This window comes from Pseudomonas fluorescens (assembly GCF_002022275.1).
In the GTDB taxonomy this organism is placed as follows: Bacteria; Pseudomonadota; Gammaproteobacteria; order Pseudomonadales; family Pseudomonadaceae; genus Aquipseudomonas; species Aquipseudomonas fluorescens_AJ.
Genome location: NZ_MSDF01000014.1, coordinates 543,371 through 566,509, shown reverse-complemented (window position 1 = coordinate 566,509; position 23,139 = coordinate 543,371). Strand labels below are relative to the sequence as shown.

At 58.3% G+C, this 23,139-nt stretch carries 21 protein-coding genes; 13 read left to right on the top strand and 8 right to left on the bottom strand.

Translation table 11 applies throughout. From position 1 onward, the window contains the following. Positions 1-11: 11 nt before the first annotated feature. The 4 genes from BFW87_RS10885 to aspA form a co-directional block, all read right to left on the bottom strand. Positions 12-1,001, bottom strand: a complete 990-nt coding sequence (locus BFW87_RS10885) for an iron-containing redox enzyme family protein (RefSeq protein WP_078739832.1) — start codon at positions 999-1,001, stop codon at positions 12-14. Then, positions 991-1,998, bottom strand: a complete 1,008-nt coding sequence (locus BFW87_RS10880) for an iron-containing redox enzyme family protein (RefSeq protein WP_078739831.1) — start codon at positions 1,996-1,998, stop codon at positions 991-993. Before BFW87_RS10880 ends, BFW87_RS10885 begins: the two co-directional genes overlap by 11 nt. 496 nt (positions 1,999-2,494) lie before the next feature. Continuing rightward, positions 2,495-2,980 carry an Lrp/AsnC family transcriptional regulator gene (locus BFW87_RS10875; protein ID WP_254865868.1) on the bottom strand — a complete coding sequence of 162 codons (486 nt, stop codon included), beginning with the start codon at positions 2,978-2,980 and terminating at the stop codon, positions 2,495-2,497. Between the two features lie 357 nt (positions 2,981-3,337). Then, positions 3,338-4,762: an aspartate ammonia-lyase gene (gene aspA, locus BFW87_RS10870; RefSeq protein ID WP_078739830.1), complete on the bottom strand. Its 1,425-nt coding sequence runs from the start codon at positions 4,760-4,762 to the stop codon at positions 3,338-3,340. 182 nt (positions 4,763-4,944) lie between these two features. Between aspA and BFW87_RS10865 the strand changes: the two genes are divergently transcribed. From BFW87_RS10865 to BFW87_RS10835, 7 genes are all read left to right on the top strand, one after another. Next, entirely contained in the window at positions 4,945-5,868 is a 924-nt protein-coding gene (locus BFW87_RS10865) for a LysR substrate-binding domain-containing protein (protein ID WP_078739829.1), read from the top strand. Between the two features lie 195 nt (positions 5,869-6,063). Further along, a complete protein-coding gene (locus BFW87_RS10860; RefSeq protein ID WP_254865867.1) occupies positions 6,064-6,429 on the top strand; it encodes a helix-turn-helix domain-containing protein in 366 nt (121 codons plus the stop codon). Further along, positions 6,426-7,730: a type II toxin-antitoxin system HipA family toxin gene (locus BFW87_RS10855; protein ID WP_078739827.1), complete on the top strand. Its 1,305-nt coding sequence runs from the start codon at positions 6,426-6,428 to the stop codon at positions 7,728-7,730. Before BFW87_RS10860 ends, BFW87_RS10855 begins: the two co-directional genes overlap by 4 nt. A gap of 196 nt (positions 7,731-7,926) precedes the next feature. Further along, complete coding sequence (gene purE / locus BFW87_RS10850; protein ID WP_003176980.1) at positions 7,927-8,418, top strand: 5-(carboxyamino)imidazole ribonucleotide mutase; 492 nt, start codon at positions 7,927-7,929, stop codon at positions 8,416-8,418. Positions 8,419-8,430: 12 nt separating this feature from the next. Beyond that, positions 8,431-9,516 (top strand): 5-(carboxyamino)imidazole ribonucleotide synthase, encoded by a 1,086-nt coding sequence (locus BFW87_RS10845; protein WP_028618517.1) that lies wholly within the window; start codon positions 8,431-8,433, stop codon positions 9,514-9,516. Between the two features lie 105 nt (positions 9,517-9,621). Then, a complete protein-coding gene (locus BFW87_RS10840; RefSeq protein ID WP_015886585.1) occupies positions 9,622-9,867 on the top strand; it encodes a GlsB/YeaQ/YmgE family stress response membrane protein in 246 nt (81 codons plus the stop codon). Positions 9,868-9,944: 77 nt separating this feature from the next. Continuing rightward, entirely contained in the window at positions 9,945-10,481 is a 537-nt protein-coding gene (locus BFW87_RS10835) for a DUF3299 domain-containing protein (protein ID WP_078739826.1), read from the top strand. Between the two features lie 119 nt (positions 10,482-10,600). Here BFW87_RS10835 and BFW87_RS10830 read toward each other — a convergent pair whose 3' ends face one another. Together BFW87_RS10830 and BFW87_RS10825 are read right to left on the bottom strand one after the other, a co-directional pair. Then, positions 10,601-11,500, bottom strand: a complete 900-nt coding sequence (locus BFW87_RS10830) for a D-hexose-6-phosphate mutarotase (protein WP_078739825.1) — start codon at positions 11,498-11,500, stop codon at positions 10,601-10,603. Positions 11,501-11,557: 57 nt separating this feature from the next. Continuing rightward, positions 11,558-11,962: an acyl-CoA thioesterase gene (locus BFW87_RS10825; protein WP_003176975.1), complete on the bottom strand. Its 405-nt coding sequence runs from the start codon at positions 11,960-11,962 to the stop codon at positions 11,558-11,560. Positions 11,963-12,338: 376 nt separating this feature from the next. On the opposite strand from BFW87_RS10825, the gene BFW87_RS10820 reads away from it, so the two are divergent. Together BFW87_RS10820 and BFW87_RS10815 are read left to right on the top strand one after the other, a co-directional pair. Then, positions 12,339-13,616 (top strand): MFS transporter, encoded by a 1,278-nt coding sequence (locus BFW87_RS10820; RefSeq protein WP_078739824.1) that lies wholly within the window; start codon positions 12,339-12,341, stop codon positions 13,614-13,616. A 102-nt stretch (positions 13,617-13,718) separates the two neighbouring features. Further along, positions 13,719-15,008: an MFS transporter gene (locus tag BFW87_RS10815; RefSeq protein ID WP_078739823.1), complete on the top strand. Its 1,290-nt coding sequence runs from the start codon at positions 13,719-13,721 to the stop codon at positions 15,006-15,008. A gap of 3 nt (positions 15,009-15,011) precedes the next feature. Here the strand turns inward: BFW87_RS10815 and BFW87_RS10810 are convergent, their stop codons facing one another. Next, entirely contained in the window at positions 15,012-15,506 is a 495-nt protein-coding gene (locus BFW87_RS10810) for a nucleotide-binding protein (protein ID WP_078739822.1), read from the bottom strand. Then, entirely contained in the window at positions 15,503-16,537 is a 1,035-nt protein-coding gene (locus BFW87_RS10805) for a helix-turn-helix domain-containing protein (protein ID WP_078739821.1), read from the bottom strand. Before BFW87_RS10805 ends, BFW87_RS10810 begins: the two co-directional genes overlap by 4 nt. A gap of 352 nt (positions 16,538-16,889) precedes the next feature. On the opposite strand from BFW87_RS10805, the gene BFW87_RS10800 reads away from it, so the two are divergent. The 4 genes from BFW87_RS10800 (at position 16,890) to pstB (ending at position 23,094) form a co-directional block, all read left to right on the top strand. After that, on the top strand, positions 16,890-17,876 hold the full coding sequence (locus tag BFW87_RS10800) for a phosphate ABC transporter substrate-binding protein PstS (protein WP_017135798.1): 987 nt from the start codon (positions 16,890-16,892) through the stop codon (positions 17,874-17,876). A gap of 484 nt (positions 17,877-18,360) precedes the next feature. Then, entirely contained in the window at positions 18,361-20,394 is a 2,034-nt protein-coding gene (locus tag BFW87_RS10795; RefSeq protein WP_176159737.1) for an ABC transporter permease subunit, read from the top strand. A 15-nt stretch (positions 20,395-20,409) separates the two neighbouring features. Beyond that, positions 20,410-22,080 carry a phosphate ABC transporter permease PstA gene (pstA, locus tag BFW87_RS10790; RefSeq protein WP_078739819.1) on the top strand — a complete coding sequence of 557 codons (1,671 nt, stop codon included), beginning with the start codon at positions 20,410-20,412 and terminating at the stop codon, positions 22,078-22,080. Between the two features lie 180 nt (positions 22,081-22,260). Then, entirely contained in the window at positions 22,261-23,094 is an 834-nt protein-coding gene (pstB, locus tag BFW87_RS10785; protein ID WP_056860879.1) for a phosphate ABC transporter ATP-binding protein PstB, read from the top strand. The last annotated feature ends 45 nt before the right edge of the window (positions 23,095-23,139 follow it).

The window sequence follows — 23,139 nt, the reverse complement described above, 5'->3', positions numbered from 1 at the left end:
TTATCCTCGCATTAGTTGAAGAGTCTGAGCGTAACGTCGCTACCATAGTGCGTACAAATTTGCTTGTCCCAGGCCGCCATCAGCTCTAACAGTGCACAGATATGAATCAGCGTGACCCTGCACTCTTCTTCAGAAATCGCCGAATAATGAACCAGCAGTGAATCCGTGATTGCCCCATGATCGGCATCACTGTTTACGTCGGAATGCCCGATAATCGGTTTCCAGAATGCTTCCGGCAGTTCCAGCCGTGAACACGACTCTACAAACAGCTTATTGAACTCCGGGTAGGGCTCTTCAAATAAAAACAACGCACTGATGAAACTGATGATGTGCTGGCGTGCGTACACTCCCAGCGTTGAGTAAATAGCGAACGTCGTGTCGAGAGGCGACGTCATGGCTAATTGTGCACGCTCAACGCCTACATGGCTCAGTGCATTGGCCAATAACGATTCGTGGTCATGTTCCTCAAGAAACAATTGCTTGATGCCCTGGTAAACATCGGCCGGGCTATTGTGCGCCAATGCCGGTGAAATCACCTTTGGCGCACTCTTGACAATATGGTAATACTCAATGGCAAACCCGATTAACTGAGAGCGGGTGGCTGAGCCATCACGCATCTTTTCATACAGCGTCGAGTTGCCAATTTTGCCATGAAGCGCTGAGGTGAGCAGTTTGAGCTTTTTCGCAAACTCTACGCCGGAGAGTACGCCCTGTATCTGCGGGTATTGACCTTCGGTGAGCAAATAGTTTTTGTCGAGGTCGGCAATCAAGACTTCCAGCTGGTCGTCAGGATAGTCCGCTGCATGCTTGGTATAAAAGGCCTCGGTCGTCAATGTGCCTTGCTGAAGGTCCTGAATGACCCTGTTGAGTGACGCCGTATCGTCTTGCTCTAAAACAATGCTTTGTTTTCGATAGTCCAGGTGATGTTCATTGGCGATTTGAGTGTAAACAACACCGTGGCGAAGTTTTGGATAGTTGAAGCGTTTAATACTAGTTTGCATGTGCTGGTCCCCCGAGAGTCAAGCCTGACAGCGTCCTCAATAGCTCAGGTGAGGTGGAATAATGGTTCCATACGGCTGAGTGGAAATTGTCGTAGAGCTCGACAAAAATATGCGTGTTGGCACGCATTTGTCGTAGCTGCTCAAGGGTGACCACAGGGATTTCCCTGAACAGCTCTCGGGTCAGGACGCCATGCTCGGCACCAATGTTGATGTTGGCGTGATCGAGGATGGGCTTGATGAATTCGGGGCTTATTTTTTTGCTGTTCTGCATGGCAAGGATAAAGCTATCAACCTCTATATCCTTTCCTTCGAGCACGCCCATGGTGGTGAAAAAAAACAACGGGTCGTTTGCCGCCCAGTAAGCCAGGGCGTTACAAAGTGCAAGGGTTTCAGGCAGAGGGATAGTCTCCTTGATACTGTCGCGAGACACACCGAGGGTTTGCAGAGCCTTGAATATCAGTTCGTCGTGGCCGTATTCCTCGGCATAAAACTCGTTCATTATCAAACGTGCTTTTGTTGAAGCTACGAAGTTGAGCACGGGAGAATCGAACCAGCTTTCTCGAAAAAGAAAATGAAAGTTCTCAATGGCCATACCATAGTAAACATTCTGGGGAACCGTCTCGGGTTGCTGCATGGCCAACCAGAATTTGTTCTTGTACAGGAGATCATGCAGCAGTTGTGCCTGCAGGTCTTCGATCTCGAGAATTGCTTCGTCACCACTGACAAACTGTACGCCGGACTCTTGCTTGAATGCCAGATTGGCGTCGTCCAGAGCGGTTATAAAATCATGAATTTCATTGGCGTCGAGTTGTTTGTTTTGCTCGCACACGGTGGCCGTGGAGTGAGTGCCATCAAACAGAGACAGTGCCCTGTTCCACTCAACGTAGTCGCCTTGCAGATTCTGTATTTCATGCTCGATACCAGAAGCCACGTAGAGTTTAACTGCGGCATCGTCACTGTGTGAGAAACGACCGTAAGTTACATACCTTTCGCCCATGACAGTCCATCCTATTTTCCATGGATAAACCGGGCAACATAAGTTGCCCGGTGCGGCGCTGTATTACAGGTGGGAGGCCATCAGGATCGGACGATCGCTTTTGGCTTTGATCACAATCTTTTTCTGCGTGGTGACAACGGGCTCTTGAGGGCGCTGAACTTCTGTATTGTTGGACATTGAGTATTCCTCATCAGATAGATTATGGGCGAGCCACCTTCAACGGGCGCTATGTGCGTAGCTCATATACAGACTCGCTACGCAATACCTGACCCCGGCTCACCCGAAATACTTCCACACGCTGAACAAAATAAAATTGCTAATTCAGCTGTGGAACCCTGAAAGTTAGCAAGATTATTCCGCTCGGCTATGTCAATTTGAAATATTTCTCCTGCTTCTCGGTTTTTTCTAATTGTAACAACGGGTTACGAATGAGCCTGCGTGGCGGCAGCTGCTCGTGACGAAAAGCAGCGCCTTTTGTGCTTTTTGGCCGTCCTGGCTACACGCACTCGGCCAGCGGCAACAAGTTGCTCTTGTAAACTTCGCGCAAGGTAATGGATGTTTTTATTTGCTTCACGCAGTCAATGTCGCGCAGTGTATTTTCAATAAAGAAAGTACACTCCTGAATATTTCTGCAAACCAGATGTATCAAGAAGTCATAGTCGCCAGTTACATTGTATAACCCGATAACTTCGGGGCATGAGGCGATCTTATGCTCCAGTCGGCGTGTCACTTCTTCTGTATGCGTGTCGACGGATACATGCAGGAACGCGGTAATTTGAAAGCCTAATGCCTCTTTGTTCAGGATGGCTTGATACCCCGATATAAAGCCTTCCGCTTCAAGGCGTTTGACCCTGCGCCAGCAGGGGGTTTCGCTCATGGACATGACTTCAGCAAGTTTGGAGGTGGTGATCCGGCAGTCGGCCTGTATGAGGCCCAAAATTTTCATATCAACCGAATCGAGTTCAATCCTGGCTTTTTTCACGGTGGTGTCCTCCTTGACTATTTTTATTACGAAAGGGGATATCCCTTTTCTATTGCTATGCACGTAACGTTCCGTTTGGCGGTACAGGACGACTTTTTTGTCGCAGGTTCCGCCAGCACAAAAGTGCACAGACTGTATGACCGAACTTAGTCCTTTTTAACAGCAGGTAAAAATGAAGAATTTCGTCTTTGCTTGCAATGTCCAGGCAGGACTTCACATAACGCCAGAACGGCGCTTGCCTTGATATTTATTGTGCCTTTGCGCAAGGCAAAAAAAAGGGCCTGGAGAATGGTTCTCCAAGCCCTCAAAAGGTGAGAGGTGTCTAGTCCCTCAACCTGGTGAGCGGTGCAACAAACGTCAGGCCTTCAGCGGGACCAGGCGTGGGGCAATCATGTTTTCGGGGCGCAGGATGTCGTCGAGCATGGCGTCGTCGAGCAAGCCTTCTTCGCGCACCAGTTCCAGCACGCCGCGGCCGCTTTCAAGGGCGATACGTGCGATGCGGGTGGCGTTTTCATAGCCGATGTATGGGTTCAGCGCAGTGACCAGGCCGATGGAGTGCTCCACCAGCTCGCGGCAGCGGGCTTCGTTGGCGGTGATGCCGACGATGCAGTGCTCGCGCAGCATGTCCATGGCGCGTTGCAGCAGGCGGATCGAGTCGAAGATCTTGAAGGCGATCAGCGGCTCCATCACGTTCAGCTGCAGTTGGCCGCCTTCGGCCGCCATGGTCAGGGCCAGGTCGTTACCGATCACCTGGAATGCAACCTGGTTCACGGCTTCCGGAATCACCGGGTTGACCTTGCCGGGCATGATCGAGCTGCCTGGCTGACGCGCCGGCAGGTTGATCTCGTTGATACCGGTACGTGGGCCGCTGGACAGCAGGCGCAGGTCGTTGCAGATCTTCGACAGCTTCACCGCAGTACGCTTGAGCATGCCGGAGAACAGCACGAACGCGCCCATGTCGGAGGTGGCTTCGATCAGGTCGGCAGCCGGTACCAGCGGCTGGCCGCTGATCAGGGCCAGGCGTTGTACGGCCAGGGCCTGGTAACGCGGGTCGGCGTTGATGCCGGTGCCGATGGCGGTGCCGCCCAGGTTCACTTCAGTCAGCAGTTCTGGTGCCAGCGTTTTCAGGCGCGCCAGGTCTTCACCGAGGGTGGTGGCGAAGGCGCGGAATTCCTGGCCGAGGGTCATCGGCACGGCGTCTTGCAATTGGGTGCGGCCCATTTTCAGCACGTGGCTGAACTCGACGCCTTTGGCGGCGAAGGCCTGAATCAGGCTGTCGAGGCTGGCCAGCAGCGCGTCATGGCCCAGCAGCAGACCCAAGCGGATCGCGGTCGGGTAGGCGTCGTTGGTCGACTGCGCCATGTTCACGTCGTTGTTGGGGTGCAGGTACTGATACTCACCCTTGTTGTGGCCCATGGCCTCCAACGCGATGTTGGCGATGACTTCGTTGGCATTCATGTTGGTTGAAGTGCCGGCGCCGCCTTGAATCATGTCCACCACGAACTCTTCGTGGAAATCGCCGCGGATCAGACGGGCACAGGCTTCGCTGATGGCAGCGTGCTTGGCTTCGCTGAGCTGGCCCAACTCGCGGTTGGCGTCAGCGGCTGCCTGTTTGACCATTGCCAGGCCGACCACCAATTTCGGGTAATGCGAAATCGGAACGCCTGAGAGGCGGAAGTTATTCACCGCTCGCAAGGTCTGGATGCCGTAATACGCTTGAGCGGGTACGTCGAGTACGCCAAGCAGGTCTTTTTCTGAGCGGAATGATGCAGCGGAGGACATGACGGAAATCATCTCAATAAGGACCCGGAACTGGCCGGAACGCTGCGAATGCTAGGCTTGTAGAAGTTTTTGGGCCAATGCTGTTAACCGCTGGCCTATGCACAAACGGCATAATGTAGCTGTGACCCGGTTATCATGGCAGTCGTGTGTGCCAAAATGGTGCGTACCCGTGGGAGGAAGTAATGAACCTTGAGAGCAAATGGCTGGAAGACTTCAGCGCCCTGGCGGCGACCCGCAGTTTTTCCCAGGCGGCAGAGCGGCGCTTTGTGACCCAGCCGGCGTTCAGCCGACGTATTCGCAGCCTTGAAGCCGCGCTGGGTTTGACGCTGGTCAACCGTTCGCGCACGCCGGTCGAGCTGACGGCGGCGGGGCAGTTGTTTCTGGTAACGGCGCGTACCGTGGTCGAACAGCTGGGTGAAGTCTTGCGCCATTTGCATCATCTGGAAGGCGGGCAGGGCGAAGTCATGCAAGTGGCGGCGGCGCACTCCCTGGCGTTGGGCTTCTTCCCGCGCTGGATCGCGCAACTGCGCAATGAGGGGCTGAACATTGCCACGCGGCTGGTCGCCACTAACGTGGGTGATGCGGTGCACGCCCTGCGTGAAGGCGGCTGTGACTTGATGCTGGCGTTCTACGACCCGGACGCGGCGATGCAGATGGATGCCGAAATCTTCCCCTCGCTGCACTTGGGCAACACCGAAATGCTTCCGGTGTGCGCGGCGGATGCTGACGGCAAGCCGTTGTTCGACCTGGAAGGCGAGGGCAGTGTGCCGTTGTTGGCCTACAGCGCCGGTGCGTTTCTAGGGCGCTCGGTTCATCTGCTGCTGCGCCAGCGCGCGTTGCGCTTTACCACTGTCTACGAGACGGCGATGGCCGACAGCCTCAAAAGCATGGCGCTCGAAGGGTTGGGCATTGCCTGGGTGCCGCAGTTGAGCGTGCGCGCCGAGTTGGCCCGGGGTGAATTGGTGGTGTGCGGCGGGCCGCAGTGGCATGTACCGCTGGAGATTCGCTTGTATCGCTGCGCGTTGGTGCGCAAGGCGAACGTGCGGTTGTTGTGGCGCAAGCTGGAAGGTGGTGCTGCTCAGAATCCTGTGGCAGAACGTAGCTAGGCCTGATTTTTATAAATTGGATAGTTTACTGATCAATATTGAGCTTTAAGCCATATTTTGATCATGTTTCTATCCAAAAAATAAGGTCCTATACATCGACTTACATGTCGCCGGATTATTGGCTAGGATACTGATCAATAAGTGCTTGAAGTTCACCTATCGATCAGGAAGCCAGACAAAATGCGGATGACTACGATGAGTGAGCAAGCCATCGCGCAAGTGATCGGCTCGCGCCTTGAAGCCTTGAGGGTGAAAAAGAACATCAATCAGCAAACCGTCGCTGAAGAGGCGGGCATCTCTCGCACCACGTTACGCCAGTTGATGGCGGGCAAGGGCACCTTGCTCAACCTGATTGCGGTGTTGCGCGTGATCGGGGAGTTGGACCGGTTGAGTTCTCTTGTCGAGGAGGTGCGTTCAAGTCCCATCCAGATGGCGAAGATGGCCGGGAAGAAACGTCAACGTGCCTACACCACCCGCAAGCCACTCTCCACAGGCGCGTTGGTGGCGGGCCAGAAGAAGCTCATCGTTCCTGACGCATCAGAGAAGGACACGAGTTGGTGATCGCACAAATCTACTTATGGGGCCTGTACGTTGGCGCGCTCAATTGGGATGAGGCAAGCCAGGTGGGCGAGTTCGAGTTTTCTTCCGAGTTCGTCGCCACCGGGTTGGAAATCTCGCCAATCCATATGCCCGCCCGTGTGGGTTACACCTATGCGTTCACACAACTGAACCGGGAAACCTATAAAGCGCTTCCGGCGATCTTTGCCGACTCGCTCCCGGATGACTTCGGCAATGCCCTGATCGATGCCTGGTTGGCCCAGCAAGGTCGCGACAAGCGTTCTTTCACCCCGCTGGATCGGTTGCTGTACCAGGGTAATCGCGGCATGGGCGCCCTGGAATATCGGCCGGCCATAAAGACAGAGGCTAACGAGGCGGACAGTATCGAGATCGAGGCTCTGGTGCAGTTGGCTGGCGAAGTCCTTGCGGGGCGCGAGAGTCTGGAGGATCGCCTGACGTCCAACGATCCCACGGTGGATGATGCCGCGTTGCAGCGCTTGATTCAGGTCGGCACCAGTGCGGGCGGTGCGCGTGCGAAGGCAATCATTGCGATCAACGACGAAGGGCATGTCAGGTCGGGCCAGGTGACGGCGCCAAAGGGGTATAGCTACTGGCTTCTCAAGTTTGACGTCGCAAAAAACACTGACGTGCTTGCCGATAGCCAGGGATTTGGCCGTATCGAATACGCGTATCACCTGATGGCTAGGCAGGCCGGTGTGGTGATGACCGAATGCCGTCTACTCGAAGAGGGCGGCCGCGCCCATTTCATGACCAAACGATTCGATCGCACGGATGATGGCGAGAAAATTCATACGGCTACGCTGTGCGCGCTGGACCATGCCGACTACAAAAAGCCTGGTGAGTACTCGTACGTTGAGGCGTTGAGCGTGTTCAGGGCATTGAAGTTGAGCCGTCGCGAGGCAGAGCAGTTTTTCCGGCGGATGGTGTTCAACGTTATCGCCCGAAACCAGGACGATCACACCAAGAACATCAGCTTTCTGTTGGACACAGATGGCACTTGGTATCTGTCACCTGCCTATGACGTGACGTGGTCCTATATGCCCGGTAATTTCTGGGTCGATAGCCATCAGATGAGCATTAACGGTAAGCGCGATAACTTTGTACTTGAAGACTTGCTCAGTGTCGCGAGCCAGATCAAGGGGCTTAAACCTCGGCAGATCATCCGCGAAGTACACGAGGCTGTCTTGCAATGGCCGGTAATCGCGGCAAACGTGGGGGTGTCGCCGACCCTGATGGATGCCATCGCCAAGACCCACCGGCTTGAGCTTTTCGCTGACTCTTGAGTCAATAAAACCGCCACGTTGGCCGGTAAGACAGATGGTCATCCAAGGGGCTGTTTATCTGGATTATTACGGTATACTGCGCGGCCTTCGGCCGGTCCAATCGGCCAAAATTCGTACAACAAGCCACGCCGGATTTCCCGCGTGGCTTGTTGTTTTTTGACGCGCCTGCGGGCGCCCAGAGAGAAGAGGCACGACGATGAGTGCATTGGTTGGCGTGATCATGGGCTCCAAGTCCGATTGGTCCACCCTTAGCCACACCGCCGATATGCTGGAAAAACTCGGCATTCCGTATGAAGTGAAAGTGGTCTCTGCCCACCGCACCCCGGATTTGCTGTTCCAGTATGCCGATGAAGCAGAATCCCGTGGCATCGAGGTGATCATCGCCGGTGCCGGCGGTGCAGCGCACCTGCCAGGCATGTGTGCGGCCAAGACCCACCTGCCGGTGCTCGGCGTGCCGGTGCAGTCGGCAATGCTCTCGGGCGTGGATTCGCTGTTGTCCATCGTGCAGATGCCAGCCGGTATTCCGGTGGCAACCCTGGCCATCGGCAAGGCTGGCGCGATCAACGCAGCCCTGCTGTCCGCCAGCATCCTGGGCGCCAAGCACCCGCAGTTCCACGCGGTGCTGAAAAAATTCCGTGCCGAGCAGACAGACAGCGTGCTGGACAATCCAGACCCACGCATCGCCTGAGGTTTTTTTACGATGAAAATCGGTGTAATCGGTGGCGGCCAACTGGGTCGCATGCTGGCCCTGGCGGGCACCCCGCTGGGGATGAACTTCGCTTTCCTGGACCCTGCGCCGGACGCTTGCGCGGCCGCACTCGGTGAGCATCTGCGCGCTGACTACAGCGACCCGGACCACCTGCGCCAACTGGCCGATGAAGTCGACCTGGTGACCTTCGAGTTCGAAAGCGTCCCGGCTGAAACCGTGGCCTTCCTGTCGCAGTTCGTGCCGGTGTACCCGAGCGCCGAAGCCTTGCGCATCGCCCGCGACCGCTGGTTCGAGAAAAGCATGTTCAAGGACCTGGGCATTCCGACCCCGGCCTTCGCCGACATCCAGTCCCAGGCGGACCTGGACGCCGCCGTTGCCAGCATCGGCCTGCCGGCCGTGCTGAAAACCCGCACCCTGGGTTACGACGGCAAGGGCCAGAAAGTCCTGCGCACCGCGGCTGACGTGGTCGGCACCTTCGCCGAGCTGGGCAGCGTTGCCTGCCTGCTGGAAGGCTTCGTGCCGTTCACCGGCGAAGTCTCGTTGATCGCCGTGCGTGCCCGCGATGGCGAAACCCGCTTCTACCCGTTGGTGCACAACACCCACGACAGCGGCATCCTCAAGTTGTCCGTGGCCAGTACCGATCACCCGTTGCAGGCCCTGGCGGAAGATTATTCCAGCCGTGTGCTCAAGCAACTGGATTATGTCGGCGTGATGGCGTTCGAGTTCTTTGAAGTCGACGGTGGCCTCAAGGCCAACGAAATCGCCCCACGCGTGCACAACTCCGGGCACTGGACCACCGAAGGCGCCGAGTGCAGCCAGTTTGAAAACCACCTGCGGGCGGTGGCGGGCTTGCCGCTGGGTTCCACGGCCAAGGTCGGCGAGAGCGCGATGCTCAACTTCATCGGCACGGTGCCGGCGGTGGAAAAAGTCATCGCGATTGATGACTGCCACCTGCATCACTACGGCAAGGCCTTCAAGGCCGGGCGCAAGGTCGGCCACGCCAACTTGCGCTGCAAGGACCGCGCGACGCTTGAAGCGCAGATCCTCAAGGTCGAAGCGCTGATCGCCGAACAGTAATCCTGGGATCGGCGGGAACCATTGGTTGCCGCCGCCTCTCTCATTGCAGGACGCCAAAGTCTGACTAGGCTTTCGCGTAGTTCACTTCATTCAGAGGGAAATGCCATGGGTATCATCGGAACCATCTTTATCGGCCTGATCGTCGGTCTGCTCGCGCGTTTCCTCAAGCCAGGCGACGACAGCATGGGCTGGATCATGACCATCCTGCTGGGTATCGCAGGTTCGCTGGTCGCCACTTACGGTGGTCAGGCGCTGGGCATCTACCAGGCTGGCCAGGGCGCAGGCTTCCTCGGTGCGCTGATCGGCGCCATCGTGTTGCTGGTGATTTACGGCTTGCTGCGCAAAAAGTAATTTAGCGACGAAGCCCTCTGCGCTACGCAGGCGCAGAGGGCTAGAATGCTCGGCTTCCGACTTTGCCGAGCCTCTCCATGCGCCGTCTTCTTTTGACTCTCCTCCTGCTGGGTTCCGGCCTGGCGCACGCCGGCGAACTGCCGGAAACCGACTGGCTCGAACTGATGCCGCTTTCCGACCAGAAAGCCCTCGAAGCCATGCCCGAAATCGACCACAACTCCCCCGAAGCCCAAGGCACGTTCACTGACAAAGGTGGCCTCAAGCAAAGCAAAGGCTTGCCGGCGGTGATGTATTCGACCAAAACAGTGGGGGCCATGAACGGCAAGAACATCCGCATCGGTGGTTACCCGGTGCCGCTGGAAACTGACGCAAAAGGCCGCAGCACGTTGTTCTTCCTGGTGCCGTACCCGGGCGCCTGCATCCATGTGCCGCCACCGCCGCCAAATCAATTGGTGCTGGTGCGCTACCCCAAGGGGCTGAAGCTGGATGATATCTACACGCCGCTGTGGGTGACCGGCACGCTGAAGGTGGAGAAAGTGAATAACGATTTGGCTGATGCGGCGTATGCGCTGGATGCGGGGAAAGTGCGGGCAGTAAAGGAATCCGATCTCTAGAACTCAGTACATAACCCATGTGGGAGCTGGCTTGCCTGCGATGCAGGCACCTCGGTGTATCAGTGATAGCCGGGTGATGCTATCGCAGGCAAGCCAGCTCCCACATTTTTGATCGGGGTTTACAGGCCGAGACTGTTGATGCTCACGCCCAGCGTATGGCTTTCGCCCGGCGCCAACGTCACCACATCATCCAGCACATTCGCCGTCTCGATGCACAGCATGCCCTGCCAGCCATCGTCGGCCATGTCGTCAAAAGCCTTGGCACGCTCGGTCCACGGGTTCCAGATCACCGTCGAGTTCGAACCCTGGCTGGTGAGCTGGATACGGCGCTGCCAGTCTTTATCGACAATGTTCAATTGCGCAGGCGTATCGAGGTAGATGCGGTCGGTTTCGGCGGTGAAGTGCAGCAGGCCGGATTGGTTTTTCTCGGTCCAGCCGTCGGCCGTGTCGATATACGCCAGCCCGTCCAGACCCTCGACCTGCAGGTTGCGCACATCGCTCACGGCGAAGTAGGTGTGCAGCGCCTGGCTCAAGGTCACGGTTTCAGTGCCACGGTTGTAGCTGGTCAGACGGATATGCAGTTGATCGTCCAGCAGCAGGCTCAGCTTCAAGTCGACTTCATGCCGCCAGCCCGGAAAGCCGCCCGCAGGCACCGGCAACGCCAGATCGACCCGCAGTGCTTCGCCTTCAAGCTCGGTTCCGGCCAGTTCCCAGAGCGCCGTGCGCACAAAGCCGTGAGCGCCAGCAGGTTGCTCGCTGTGGCGCATCGCCTTAACGCTTTGCGGGTTACGGTCAAATACGCCAAACCACGGCCAGCACACCGGGACGCCCGTGCGGATGCCTTTGCCTTTCTTGAACACCGCCTCGGGGTTTGGCCAGATCAGCGGCTGCTCGCCATCGCGGCCGTAACTGAAAATATGCGCGCCCTGTTGGGCCACCATCAGTTCGGCGCCGTTATGGCGGATGCGCCAGCAGTCCAGCTCGTCGATTTTCACGGTTTCAACGTGGGGCACAGGCATACGAAGCACTCTTTATGGCAGGCAATGGGGCAATTGACCGTCAAAACCCCGCGAGGTTTAACGCGCGCGCGACGGGACCGAACGCGTGCGGCCGCTGCCGTCGATGGCGACGAATACAAACACCGCCTCGGTGACCTTGCGCCATTCGCTGGACAGCGGGTCGTCGCTCCACACTTCGACCATCATCTGGATCGAGCTGCGGCCGATTTCCAAGGCCTGGGTATAGAAGGAGAGCTGCGCGCCCACGGCCACAGGGACCAGGAACGCCATGCGATCAATCGCCACGGTGGCCACGCGGCCACCTGCGACCTTGCTGGCCATTGCGGTGCCGGCGAGGTCCATCTGCGCGACCAGCCAGCCGCCGAAGATATCGCCAAAACCATTGGTTTCACGCGGGAGCGCAGTGATTTGCAGGGCGAGATCGCCTTGCGGGATAGGATCTTCTTGTTCGAGTTCGATCATGCCGAGGGTGCCTCTGACCCGTGACGCTTCATGGGTATTTCAAGTGGATAGCCGTCTTCTGGAAAAACGTTTCAGCACCAACATACACCGCGTGATGCGTTTCTCGTAAGGCGTACTAAAGGGAAACTCTGCCAAACCGGCTGGATGGCACCCAACGGCGTTTTGGCACAGCAGCCCCTCAAGACAGCGGGTTTGGCGCTGGCAAGGGCCGAGTATATCGAGACGCTGGCGCCGCGACGACCTCCCGCGGCTCATTTGGTCGGTAAATCGCGGCTGTAACGGGGCTTTTTCCGGCAACTGTGCTCATGGCACGGAATATTTGCAGGTGCTGGGGTGTTGTTCCGGCAAGTACTCGCCTTAATAGAGAAGCCTTGCCATGCCTACGTCTGCGCCCCATGCGCGCTCGCTCACCCGCAGCGACTACAAAACCCTGTCGCTGTCCGCCCTGGGCAGTGCGCTGGAGTTCTATGACTTCATCATCTTCGTGTTTTTCGCGGCGGTGGTGGGCAAGTTGTTTTTCCCGCCCGACATGCCCGAGTGGATGCGTCTGGTGCAGACCTTCGGCATTTTCGCTGCCGGCTACCTGATTCGTCCGCTGGGCGGCATCGTGATGGCGCATTTTGGCGACCTGCTGGGGCGCAAGAAGATGTTCACCCTGAGCATCTTTCTGATGGCGCTGCCGACGTTGGCCATCGGCTTGTTGCCGACGTATGCACAGGTCGGCCTGCTGGCGCCGGTGTTATTGCTGTTGATGCGCATCATCCAGGGCGCAGCGATTGGTGGTGAAGTGCCGGGTGCGTGGATTTTCGTGGCTGAACACGTGCCGGCCAAGCGTATTGGCTATGCCGTCGGTGTGTTATCGGTGGGCTTGAACCTGGGGATTCTGCTCGGTTCGCTGGTCGCGACGGGCATCAATGGCGCGTACACGCCGGAGCAGGTGGCGGATTACGCGTGGCGTATCCCGTTCCTACTGGGCGGTGTGTTCGGGCTGTTGTCGGTGTACCTGCGCCGCTGGTTGCATGAAACGCCGGTGTTCGCCGAGTTGCAGCAGCGCAAGGCGTTGTCCCGCGAAGTGCCGCTGCGCACGGTGCTGCGTGATAGCCGTGAGTCGATCGTGCTGTCGATGTTGATGACCTGGTTTCTGTCCGCCGGTGTCGTGGTGGTCATTCTGATGACGCCCGCGCTGTTGCAAGGGGTTTACCACTTCGCTCCCCGGGTTGCCCTGCAGGCCAACAGCCTGGCGATTGTGGCCATGGCGCTGGGCTTGGTCATCGCCGGCAAACTGTGCGACCGCGTGGGGGCGGGCCGGGTGCTGGTGTTTGGCTGCTTCGGCTTGATGCTGACGTGCTGGGCGCTGTATGCCAGCCTGGCCGGCCATCCTGAATGGCTGTTTCCGCTGTATATGTTGACCGGGTTGTTCGTGGGCACCGTGACGGCGGCACCGTTTGTGATGGTCACCGGCTTCCCGGCGGCGGTGCGTTTCAGTGGCCTGTCGTTTTCCTACAACCTGGCCTACGCCGTGCTCGGCGGCTTGAGCCCGGTGTTTGTGTCCTTGCTGCTCAAGGAGAGCCCGATGGGCCCGGCTTATTATGTGGCGCTGGTGTGTGTCGTGGGCATGGCCGTTGGTGTTTACCTGTGGAAACGCGGGCGTTAAGCAACGCTGTGCTTTTGCGGGCGATTTGTTATCGTGCCAAACCGACCCCGGCGCGTGCCGGGGTCTCGCGTTCGCCGTCCTGACAATAAGAGAAGCCTTGCCATGTCCTCCGTGCCCGCAAGCAGTGCGCAACCTTCGCGCCCGCTGACCCGCAACGACTACAAAACCCTGTCGCTGTCTGCCTTGGGCGGGGCGCTGGAGTTCTACGACTTCATCATTTTCGTGTTTTTCGCCACCGTGGTCGGAAAACTGTTCTTCCCCGTCGACATGCCTGAATGGCTGCGCATGATGCAGACCTTCGGCATCTTCGCCGCCGGTTACCTGGCGCGCCCGCTGGGCGGCATCATCATGGCGCACTTCGGCGACCTGCTGGGCCGCAAGAAAATGTTCACCCTGAGCATCTTCATGATGGCCGTGCCGACCCTGATCATGGGCCTGCTGCCGACCTATGCGCAGATCGGTTTGTGGGCGCCGCTGCTGCTGCTGTTGATGCGCGTGATCCAGGGTGCAGCGATTGGCGGCGAAGTGCCGGGCGCCTGGGTATTCGTTTCCGAGCACGTACCGCCGCGTCACATCGGCTACGCCTGCGGCACGCTGACCAGTGGCCTTACCGCCGGCATTCTGCTGGGCTCGCTGGTGGCCACCGGTATCAACACCCTATACAGCCCCGAGCAAGTCTCGGATTACGCCTGGCGGATCCCGTTCCTGCTCGGCGGCGTGTTCGGCCTGCTCTCGGTGTACCTGCGCCGCTGGTTGCATGAAACGCCGATCTTCGCCGAGATGCAGCAACGCAAAGCCCTGGCGGCGGAGCTGCCGCTGCGCGCGGTATTGCGCGACCACCGTGGCGCCATTGTGCTGTCGATGCTGTTGACCTGGTTGCTGTCGGCCGGTGTGGTCGTGGTCATCCTGATGACCCCGACCGTGTTGCAAACCGTTTACCACTTCAGCCCCACCGTTGCGCTGCAAGCCAACAGCATGGCGATCGTCACCCTCAGCCTGGGTTGCATCGCCTCCGGCGCATTGGCCGACCGCTTTGGCGCTGGTCGTGTGCTGGTCATCGGTTGCCTGCTGCTGCTGGCGACGTCGTGGACGCTTTACCACAGCCTCATCGACCACCCGAACTGGCTCTTCCCGCTGTACACCCTGACCGGCCTGTTTGTGGGCGTGATCGGTGTGGTGCCTTACGTGATGGTGAAAGCTTTCCCGCCGGTGGTGCGTTTCAGCGGGTTGTCGTTCTCCTATAACGTTGCCTACGCCGTGTTTGGCGGTCTGACGCCGCTGGCGGTGTCGCTGCTGATGAAGGAAAGCCCGATGGGGCCCTCTTACTATGTCGCCGTGCTGTGTGTGATGGGGACGTTGGTGGGTGCCTATCTGTGGAAACGCGGTCGGTAAAACTTAATCTGGCTCTCTCCAACGGGAGAGCCTTGTTTCGCACTCTGCGCCAGGCAACCGGGCGCCGTGCCAAAGCATGTTTTCCAGGGCCTGCGCGGCGACTGAAGATGTGATTGCATGGTGTTCGACCATAAGGTCCAGTAGCCACAGTGCACCGCGTACCTGGATGCCATCTTTCTGCGCCTGGCGACGCAACTTACCATCTCCGGTGAGCAACGGTCTGCCCGTTGACCGAGCCAGTAAATAGCAGGACACATCGGCCAATGAGCTATTCCCGTGCTCAACTTTCAGATTGAGCAATTCTCGTACGCCGCTTTCGTCAAACGACTCAACCACTAGTCCTCTGGAGAGCAATTGGTCGTGCGGGAAGTCTTCCAGCTCATAGAGGACGAAGTCGGTACAGCAAAGCGTAAAGGGCAGTCTGAACATTTGTTCCAGCAGTCCGGCATTTCTGAAGTCAATCCAGATATTCGTGTCGCTGATGTAAATCAGGCTCATGCACTCTCCAGTGCCTGTATTGGCCTTCGCAATAGCTCCGCAGCTCGGGACTTGGTTATCAGCTCCTCTGCCAATGCCCAGAACACCAAAGACTCGAAACGTTGTGGCGGTTTGCAGGGTAGGGGCTCGGGCTCGGTCTTGCGCCAGCCATTGGTGCTGAATTGGATGGTGAGCAACTTGTAGCCTGCATCGCCTACGAGATTTAAATCTTTCAATCGACGCAGTGCCGCGTGCATTGATAACCCGTACTGACGCTTGGCAATCAGCAATTCCTGGGGATGGATTCTGGAGCGCGGACGGCTGCCAAAGTCGCGGAAAACGGCTTTGGCCGGGTAAAGAAAAGCTCCTGCAAAGCGGTGGCAACAGTTTTCCCTTTCCCGTTCTGGCATCTCCTTGGGAAATTGCATCACCCAATGGCCCAGTTCGTGGGCAGCAGTGAAGCGTATGCGTTCGCCGGGGCGTTGAGCATTCAACGCTATCAACACGTGTTCGCCATCATGGGTAGCTGCACAAGCACCATCAAAATCATCCGGGCCCTCCAGCATTACTACCTTGATGCCGTGCTCCTCCAGTTGTTCGGTCAAGTGGGCTATGGAGTCGTCGCCCATTCCCCACTGTTTACGCAACGCTTGCGCTGCCTGCTCGGCGGCTTCAACCGAAGAAACCGGTAACATGAGCGCTGGAGTTTTGGCGGTTTGGATATCCGAAGAATCGAAGCAATCTTCCAGGGCGATATAACGCTCCAGATGCTCACGAACCTGCTCTTCGACCTGTACCTGGCGGTATTGGGGCATTTTGGCCAGCTTGCGAAACTCCAGCGGTGCGAGGGGCAAGGCTTCGGGGCGGAAAAAATACTCCGGGCTTACCTCCAATGCCTTGGCTAATTGCAGAAGGCGTTGAGAGTTTGGAGTACTTGAGCCTTTCTCATATTTGCTCAGGCCTTGTTTGGTGATGTCTCCCAGTCGAAGCGCCAGCGCTTCAAGTGACATGCCTCTTAATAGCCGTGCGCGGCGAATTCGGTCGTTGATCATTGAAAGTCTCCTTAGGTTGACAAGGCTATTCTCAACTTTGATTTTGTCAACCTTAGGTAAATGCTCACGCTTGGGCATGGGAGGCGAAGGAGGTTAGTCAGCTCGCTTCCGAGCGACAACCTTAAAAAGCTGTCGGAAGTTTCGGCAGAATAGGCGTCAACAATTACAGAGTGTTTCTGAAATCGCCTCAAACTCCTCGCAAGCCCCGGTTTGATTGGCTTTCCCCCTTCCTGTCAGGTTTTTCACAAATACTGGCCTTTCATCTAATTGTCACATTGCGGACATAGAGTGTTCACACGGCCTACCGATACTTGGCCCCGATCCAACTATCCCTATCTGCTAGGAGCAAGGCATGAAACTGAAACGTTTGATGGCGGCAATGACTTTTGTCGCTGCTGGCGTTGCGACCGCCAACGCGGTGGCCGCTGGTGTTGATCCGGCAATCCCGGCTTACGTTAAGACCACTGGTGTGTCGGGCAACCTGTCCAGCGTCGGTTCCGATACCCTGGCTAACCTGATGACCCTGTGGGCTGAGGGTTACAAAAAGGAATACCCGAACGTCAACATCCAGATTCAAGCCGCCGGCTCCGCCACCGCGCCACCTGCGCTGACTGAAGGCACCTCCAACCTGGGCCCGATGAGCCGCAAGATGAAGGACACCGAACTGGCGGCCTTCGAGCAGAAGTACGGCTACAAGCCAACCGCTATCCCGGTTGCCGTGGATGCCCTGGCTGTGTTCGTACACAAAGACAACCCGATCCAGCACCTGACCATGGAACAGGTCGACGCGATCTTCTCCTCGACGCGTCTGTGCGGCGCCAAAGCCGATGTGAAAACCTGGGGTGATCTGGGTGTGACCGGCGACCTGGCCAACAAGCCAGTTCAATTGTTCGGTCGTAACTCGGTATCCGGCACCTACGGCTACTTCAAAGAAGAAGCCCTGTGCAAAGGCGACTACAAGCCAAACGTGAACGAACAACCAGGCTCGGCTTCGGTCGTGCAGTCGATCAGCTCCTCGCTGAACGGCATCGGTTACTCGGGCATCGGCTACAAGACTGCAAGCGTGAAGACCGTGGCCCTGGCCAAGAAAGGCAGCACTGACTTCATCGAAGACAGCGAAGAAAACGCCCTGAACGGCAAATACCCGCTGTCGCGCTTCCTCTACGTGTACGTCAACAAAGCCCCGAACAAGCCTCTGGCCCCGCTGGAAGCTGAGTTCGTGAAACTGGTTCTGTCCAAACAGGGCCAGGAAGTTGTAGTCAAGGACGGCTACATCCCACTGCCAGCCAAAGTTGCCGCCAAGGCACTGGCTGACCTGGGTCTGAAAGAAGGCAACTAAGCCTGCAAGACCTGGTGTAGACGCATGCTGTTCTGTGGGAGCGGGCTTGCCCGCGATGCTGGCGACGCGGTGTAGAGCTGAAACCGTATTGATGCCATCGCGGGCAAGCCCGCTCCCACACTAACCGTCTACACCCCTAATTTTCAGTCCGCTGCCAGCTCTGCTACGCGGCGGCTTTGTTGCGTCACTGCACTGTCATCTTTCTGTCATACAGGACCGCTAGGGTGTGCGCATGAATGATCTGGCCAATTCCACCATGACGACGACTTCTCCTCCCAAGCGCATTGATTTCAATACGCCTGAGCTGCAACGCAAGCGCCGCATTCGCGCGCTCAAAGATCGCCTGACCCGTTGGTACGTGTTGATTGGCGGCCTCGCCGTTCTCGGCGCCATCACCCTGATCTTCTTCTTCCTGGCCTATGTAGTCGCGCCCCTGTTCCAGGGCGCTTCGCTGACCAAGGAAAACGCGCTGACGCCTGCGTGGATCCAGGACGCCGGCAAGCCGTTGATGATCTCCCTCGAAGAACAGAACCAAGTCGCCATGCGGGTTTCCGACAAGGGCCAGGCGCTGTTCTTTAATGTGGACACCGGCGCCGAGCTCAAGCGTGTCGACTTGCCACTCCCCGCCGGTGCAAGCGTTGCTTCTATTGGTGAAGACCAGCCGGGCAGCCCGTTGGTGATCCTCGGTTTGTCGAATGGCCAGTCCCTGGTGTTCCGCCACACCTATAAGGTGTCCTACCCGGACGGCAAGAAAACCATTACCCCAGCGATTGAATACCCTTACGGCGAAACGCCGATCGTCCTCGACGAACAGGGTCGCCCGCTGGAGCACGTCGCGCTCAACGCCACCGATTCCTCGCTGGTGGTTGCAGGTTCCGCAGGTTCCTACTTGAACGTGCTTAGCCTGAGCCGCGAAGAAAACATGATGACTGGCGAAGTCACCAGCGAGCAGAAGCGTATCGAGCTGCCGCAAATGACCGAGCCGGTGAAGGCGATCTTCATCGATCCGCGCCAACAGTGGCTGTACGTGATCAACGGTCGTGCCCTCGCTGATGTCTTCAGCCTGCGCGACAAGAGCCTCAACGGTCGCTACAAACTGCTTGAGGACGGCAACGCCGAAATCACCGCCAGCACCCAGCTGGTGGGCGGTATCTCGCTGATCGTCGGTAACTCCAAAGGTGGTTTGGCTCAGTGGTTCATGGCCCGCGACCCGGATGGCGAGCAGCGCCTGAAGCAGATCCGTACCTTCCAGATGGGCACCACGCCAATCGTTGAAATCACCGCTGAAGAACGTCGCAAAGGCTTCACCGCCCTCGACGCCTCCGGCAAGTTCGGCGTGTTCCACAGCACTGCGCACCGCACTCTGCTGGTCGACCCGGTGGTCGACGGCCAAGGCGTGTTCGGCATGTCGCCACGGGCCAACCGCGTGATCGTGGAAGCCGGCGGCAAGCTGCAACCGTTGCTGCTGGACAACCCGCACCCTGAAGTGTCGTGGAGCGCGTTGTGGAGCAAGGTCTGGTACGAGAACTACGACGAGCCTAAATACGTCTGGCAATCGACCGCCGCCAACACCGACTTCGAACCCAAAATGAGCCTGGCCCCGCTGACCTTCGGTACCTTGAAGGCCGCGTTCTACGCCATGCTGCTGGCCGCGCCACTGGCGGTGGCTGCTGCGATCTACACCGCTTACTTCATGGCCCCGAGCCTGCGCCGCAAGGTCAAGCCGGTGATCGAGCTGATGGAAGCGATGCCGACAGTGATCCTCGGCTTCTTCGCCGGCCTGTTCCTGGCGCCGTACGTGGAAGGGCATCTACCGGGGATTTTCAGCCTGCTGATGCTGTTGCCGATTGGCATCTTGGTCGCCGGCTTTGTGTTCAGCCGCTTGCCTGAGTCGATCCGCCTGCGCGTTCCCGATGGTTGGGAAAGCGCGATCCTGATCCCGGTGATCCTGTTTGTGGGCTGGCTCTCGCTGTACATGAGCCCGTACCTGGAAACCTGGTTCTTCGGCGGCGACATGCGCATGTGGATCTCCCACGACCTGGGCATCACCTACGACCAGCGCAACGCATTGGTCGTCGGCTTGGCCATGGGTTTCGCGGTGATCCCGAACATCTACTCCATCGCCGAAGACGCCGTGTTCAGCGTGCCGCGCGGTCTGACCCTGGGCTCGCTGGCCCTGGGCGCCACGCCATGGCAGACCATGACCCGTGTGGTCATCCTGACCGCCAGCCCGGGGATTTTCTCGGCGCTGATGATCGGCATGGGCCGCGCTGTCGGCGAGACCATGATCGTGCTGATGGCCACCGGTAACACCCCGGTGATGGAGATGAACCTGTTCGAAGGCCTGCGCACCCTGGCGGCCAACGTCGCGGTGGAAATGCCAGAGTCGGAAGTGGGCGGTAGTCACTACCGCGTGCTGTTCCTCTCGGCACTCGTGCTGCTGCTGTTCACCTTCATCATGAACACCCTCGCCGAGCTGATCCGTCAGCGTCTGCGCAAGAAATACTCGTCGCTTTAAGAAAGGTAGAAGTCTGTGAAACAGAACTCCCTGAATGGATGGTTCAAGAGCGGCGCCCCAGGCGTCTGGATCAGCGGTGGCGCGGTGTCCATCGCGGTCATCATGACCATTGGTTTGCTGGCTGTGATTGCCGTGCGTGGCCTGGGCCACTTCTGGCCGGCCGACCTGATCCAGGCCAACTACAGCGTGCCGGGCCAGGAAAACCACATTGTCATTGGCGAAGTGGTGCAGAAAGAAGAAGTACCGCGCGAGCGCCTGAAAAGTGCTGGCCTGCCGGTGCCGGATCAAGGCCCGGAGTTCATGACTCGCGAGCTGATCAAGGTCGGCAACCGCGACCTGAACGGCAACGACTTCACCTGGATCGTCGGCGAGTGGTTGAAGGACCAGACCAAGCCGGAAAACCTGATGGCGATCGAGCGGCGTGAGTGGGGTAACTTCTACGGCACCCTGGTCAACGTCAAACAGGATGGCAAGGTTATCGCCGAAGGCGAGGCTGCGTGGCCTGAGCTGCAAGCCCGCGTTGACCGTGTGAACAAACTGGCTGCCCAGCTCAAGAGCCTGGAAAAAACCGACATCGGCGCGATCAACGCCGGGCTGGAGCGCATCCGCCTGCATGGTCGCAAGCTGGAGCTGGAAGGCAAGATGGACGCCACCGCCCAGGCGGATATGGACTCCGGCCGTGCTGAGCTGAACAACCGCTACAAGGACATCGAAGCGCGCCTGGCTGACCTGCACACCCAGTTCAACCGCGACAGCTTGACCGCCCGCGACGCCAACGGTAAAGAGCTGGAAATCGGCATCGGCAAAGTCGTGCACGCCTACCAGCCGAATGCCATGGGTTACATGACCAAGGTCGGCTTCTACTTCAGCAAGGTCTGGGAATTCCTCAGCGATGACCCACGGGAAGCCAACACCGAGGGCGGGATTTTCCCGGCCATCTTCGGCACCGTGATGATGACCCTGATCATGGCGATGATCGTGACGCCGTTCGGCGTGCTGGCGGCGGTGTACCTGCGTGAATACGCCAAGCAGAACGCCCTGACGCGCATCATCCGCATCGCCGTGAACAACCTCGCCGGCGTACCGGCCATCGTCTACGGCGTGTTCGGCCTGGGCTTCTTTGTGTATGTACTGGGTGGCTCGGTCGACCGCCTGTTCTTCGCCGAAGCCCTGCCGGCACCGACCTTCGGTACACCGGGCCTGTTGTGGGCTTCGCTGACCCTGGCGCTGCTGGCGGTGCCGGTGGTGATCGTGGCCACCGAAGAAGGCTTGGCGCGGATTCCTCGCACCGTGCGTGAGGGGTCCCTGGCGCTGGGCGCGACCAAGGCGGAAACGCTGTGGAAGATCGTGCTGCCGATGGCCAGCCCGGCGATGATGACCGGCATGATCCTCGCCGTGGCCCGCGCCGCCGGTGAAGTGGCGCCGCTGATGCTGGTGGGTGTAGTGAAGCTGGCGCCGTCGCTGCCGCTGGATGGCAACTACCCGTACCTGCACCTGGACCAGAAGATCATGCACCTGGGCTTCCATATCTATGACGTCGGCTTCCAGAGCCCGAACGTTGAAGCGGCACGGCCGCTGGTGTACGCCACGGCCTTGCTGCTGGTGCTGGTGATCGCCACGCTTAACCTGTCGGCGGTGTGGATTCGTAACCACCTGCGCGAGAAATATAAAGCGCTGGACAGCTAATGCGATTCCCTGTGGGAGCTGGCTTGCCTGCGATGCAGACGACGCGGTGTTTCAGGAAAACCGCATTGATGCCATCGCAGGCAAGCCAGCTCCCACAGGAGACCGCGCAGGACATTGAGATCAAGTAAACCGTTCATACAGCGGTTCAACGAAACGAATTGGTAGCACAGGGAGCATCCCATGCAACATGAAACCCACACCCACGGCATCAACATGTCGGCCCTGGGTCGCGACAAGCAGAGCCTGAGCCTGGCCCAGGAAACCGTGGCCATCGAAGTACCGGGCCTGAGCCTGTACTACGGTGAAAAGCAGGCGCTGTTCGACGTCAGCATGAACATCCCCAAGCAGCGCGTGACTGCCTTTATCGGCCCGTCGGGCTGCGGCAAGTCCACGCTGCTGCGTACGTTCAACCGCATGAACGACCTGGTGGACGGCTGCCGCGTTGAAGGCGCAATCAACCTCTACGGCACCAACATCTACCGCAAGGGCGAAGACGTGGCCGAGCTGCGTCGCCGCGTGGGCATGGTGTTCCAGAAACCGAACCCGTTCCCCAAGACTATCTACGAAAACGTGGTCTACGGCCTGCGTATTCAGGGCATCAACAAAAAACGCATCCTCGACGAAGCGGTTGAGTGGGCCTTGAAAGGCGCAGCCTTGTGGGACGAGGTCAAAGACCGCCTGCACGAATCCGCACTCGGCCTGTCCGGCGGCCAGCAACAACGTCTGGTGATCGCGCGGACCATCGCCGTAGAGCCGGAAGTATTGCTGCTTGATGAACCGTGCTCGGCACTCGACCCGATCTCGACGCTGAAAGTCGAAGAGCTGATCTACGAGCTCAAATCCAAGTTCACCATCGTCATCGTGACCCACAACATGCAACAGGCGGCGCGGGTTTCCGACTACACCGCGTTCATGTACATGGGCAAACTGGTGGAATTCGGCGACACCGACACCCTGTTTACCAACCCGGCCAAGAAGCAGACCGAAGACTACATCACCGGTCGTTACGGCTAGCCCGCGGTGGTTCTGATTGCACTGAATGCTGCGGCCTCCCGCACC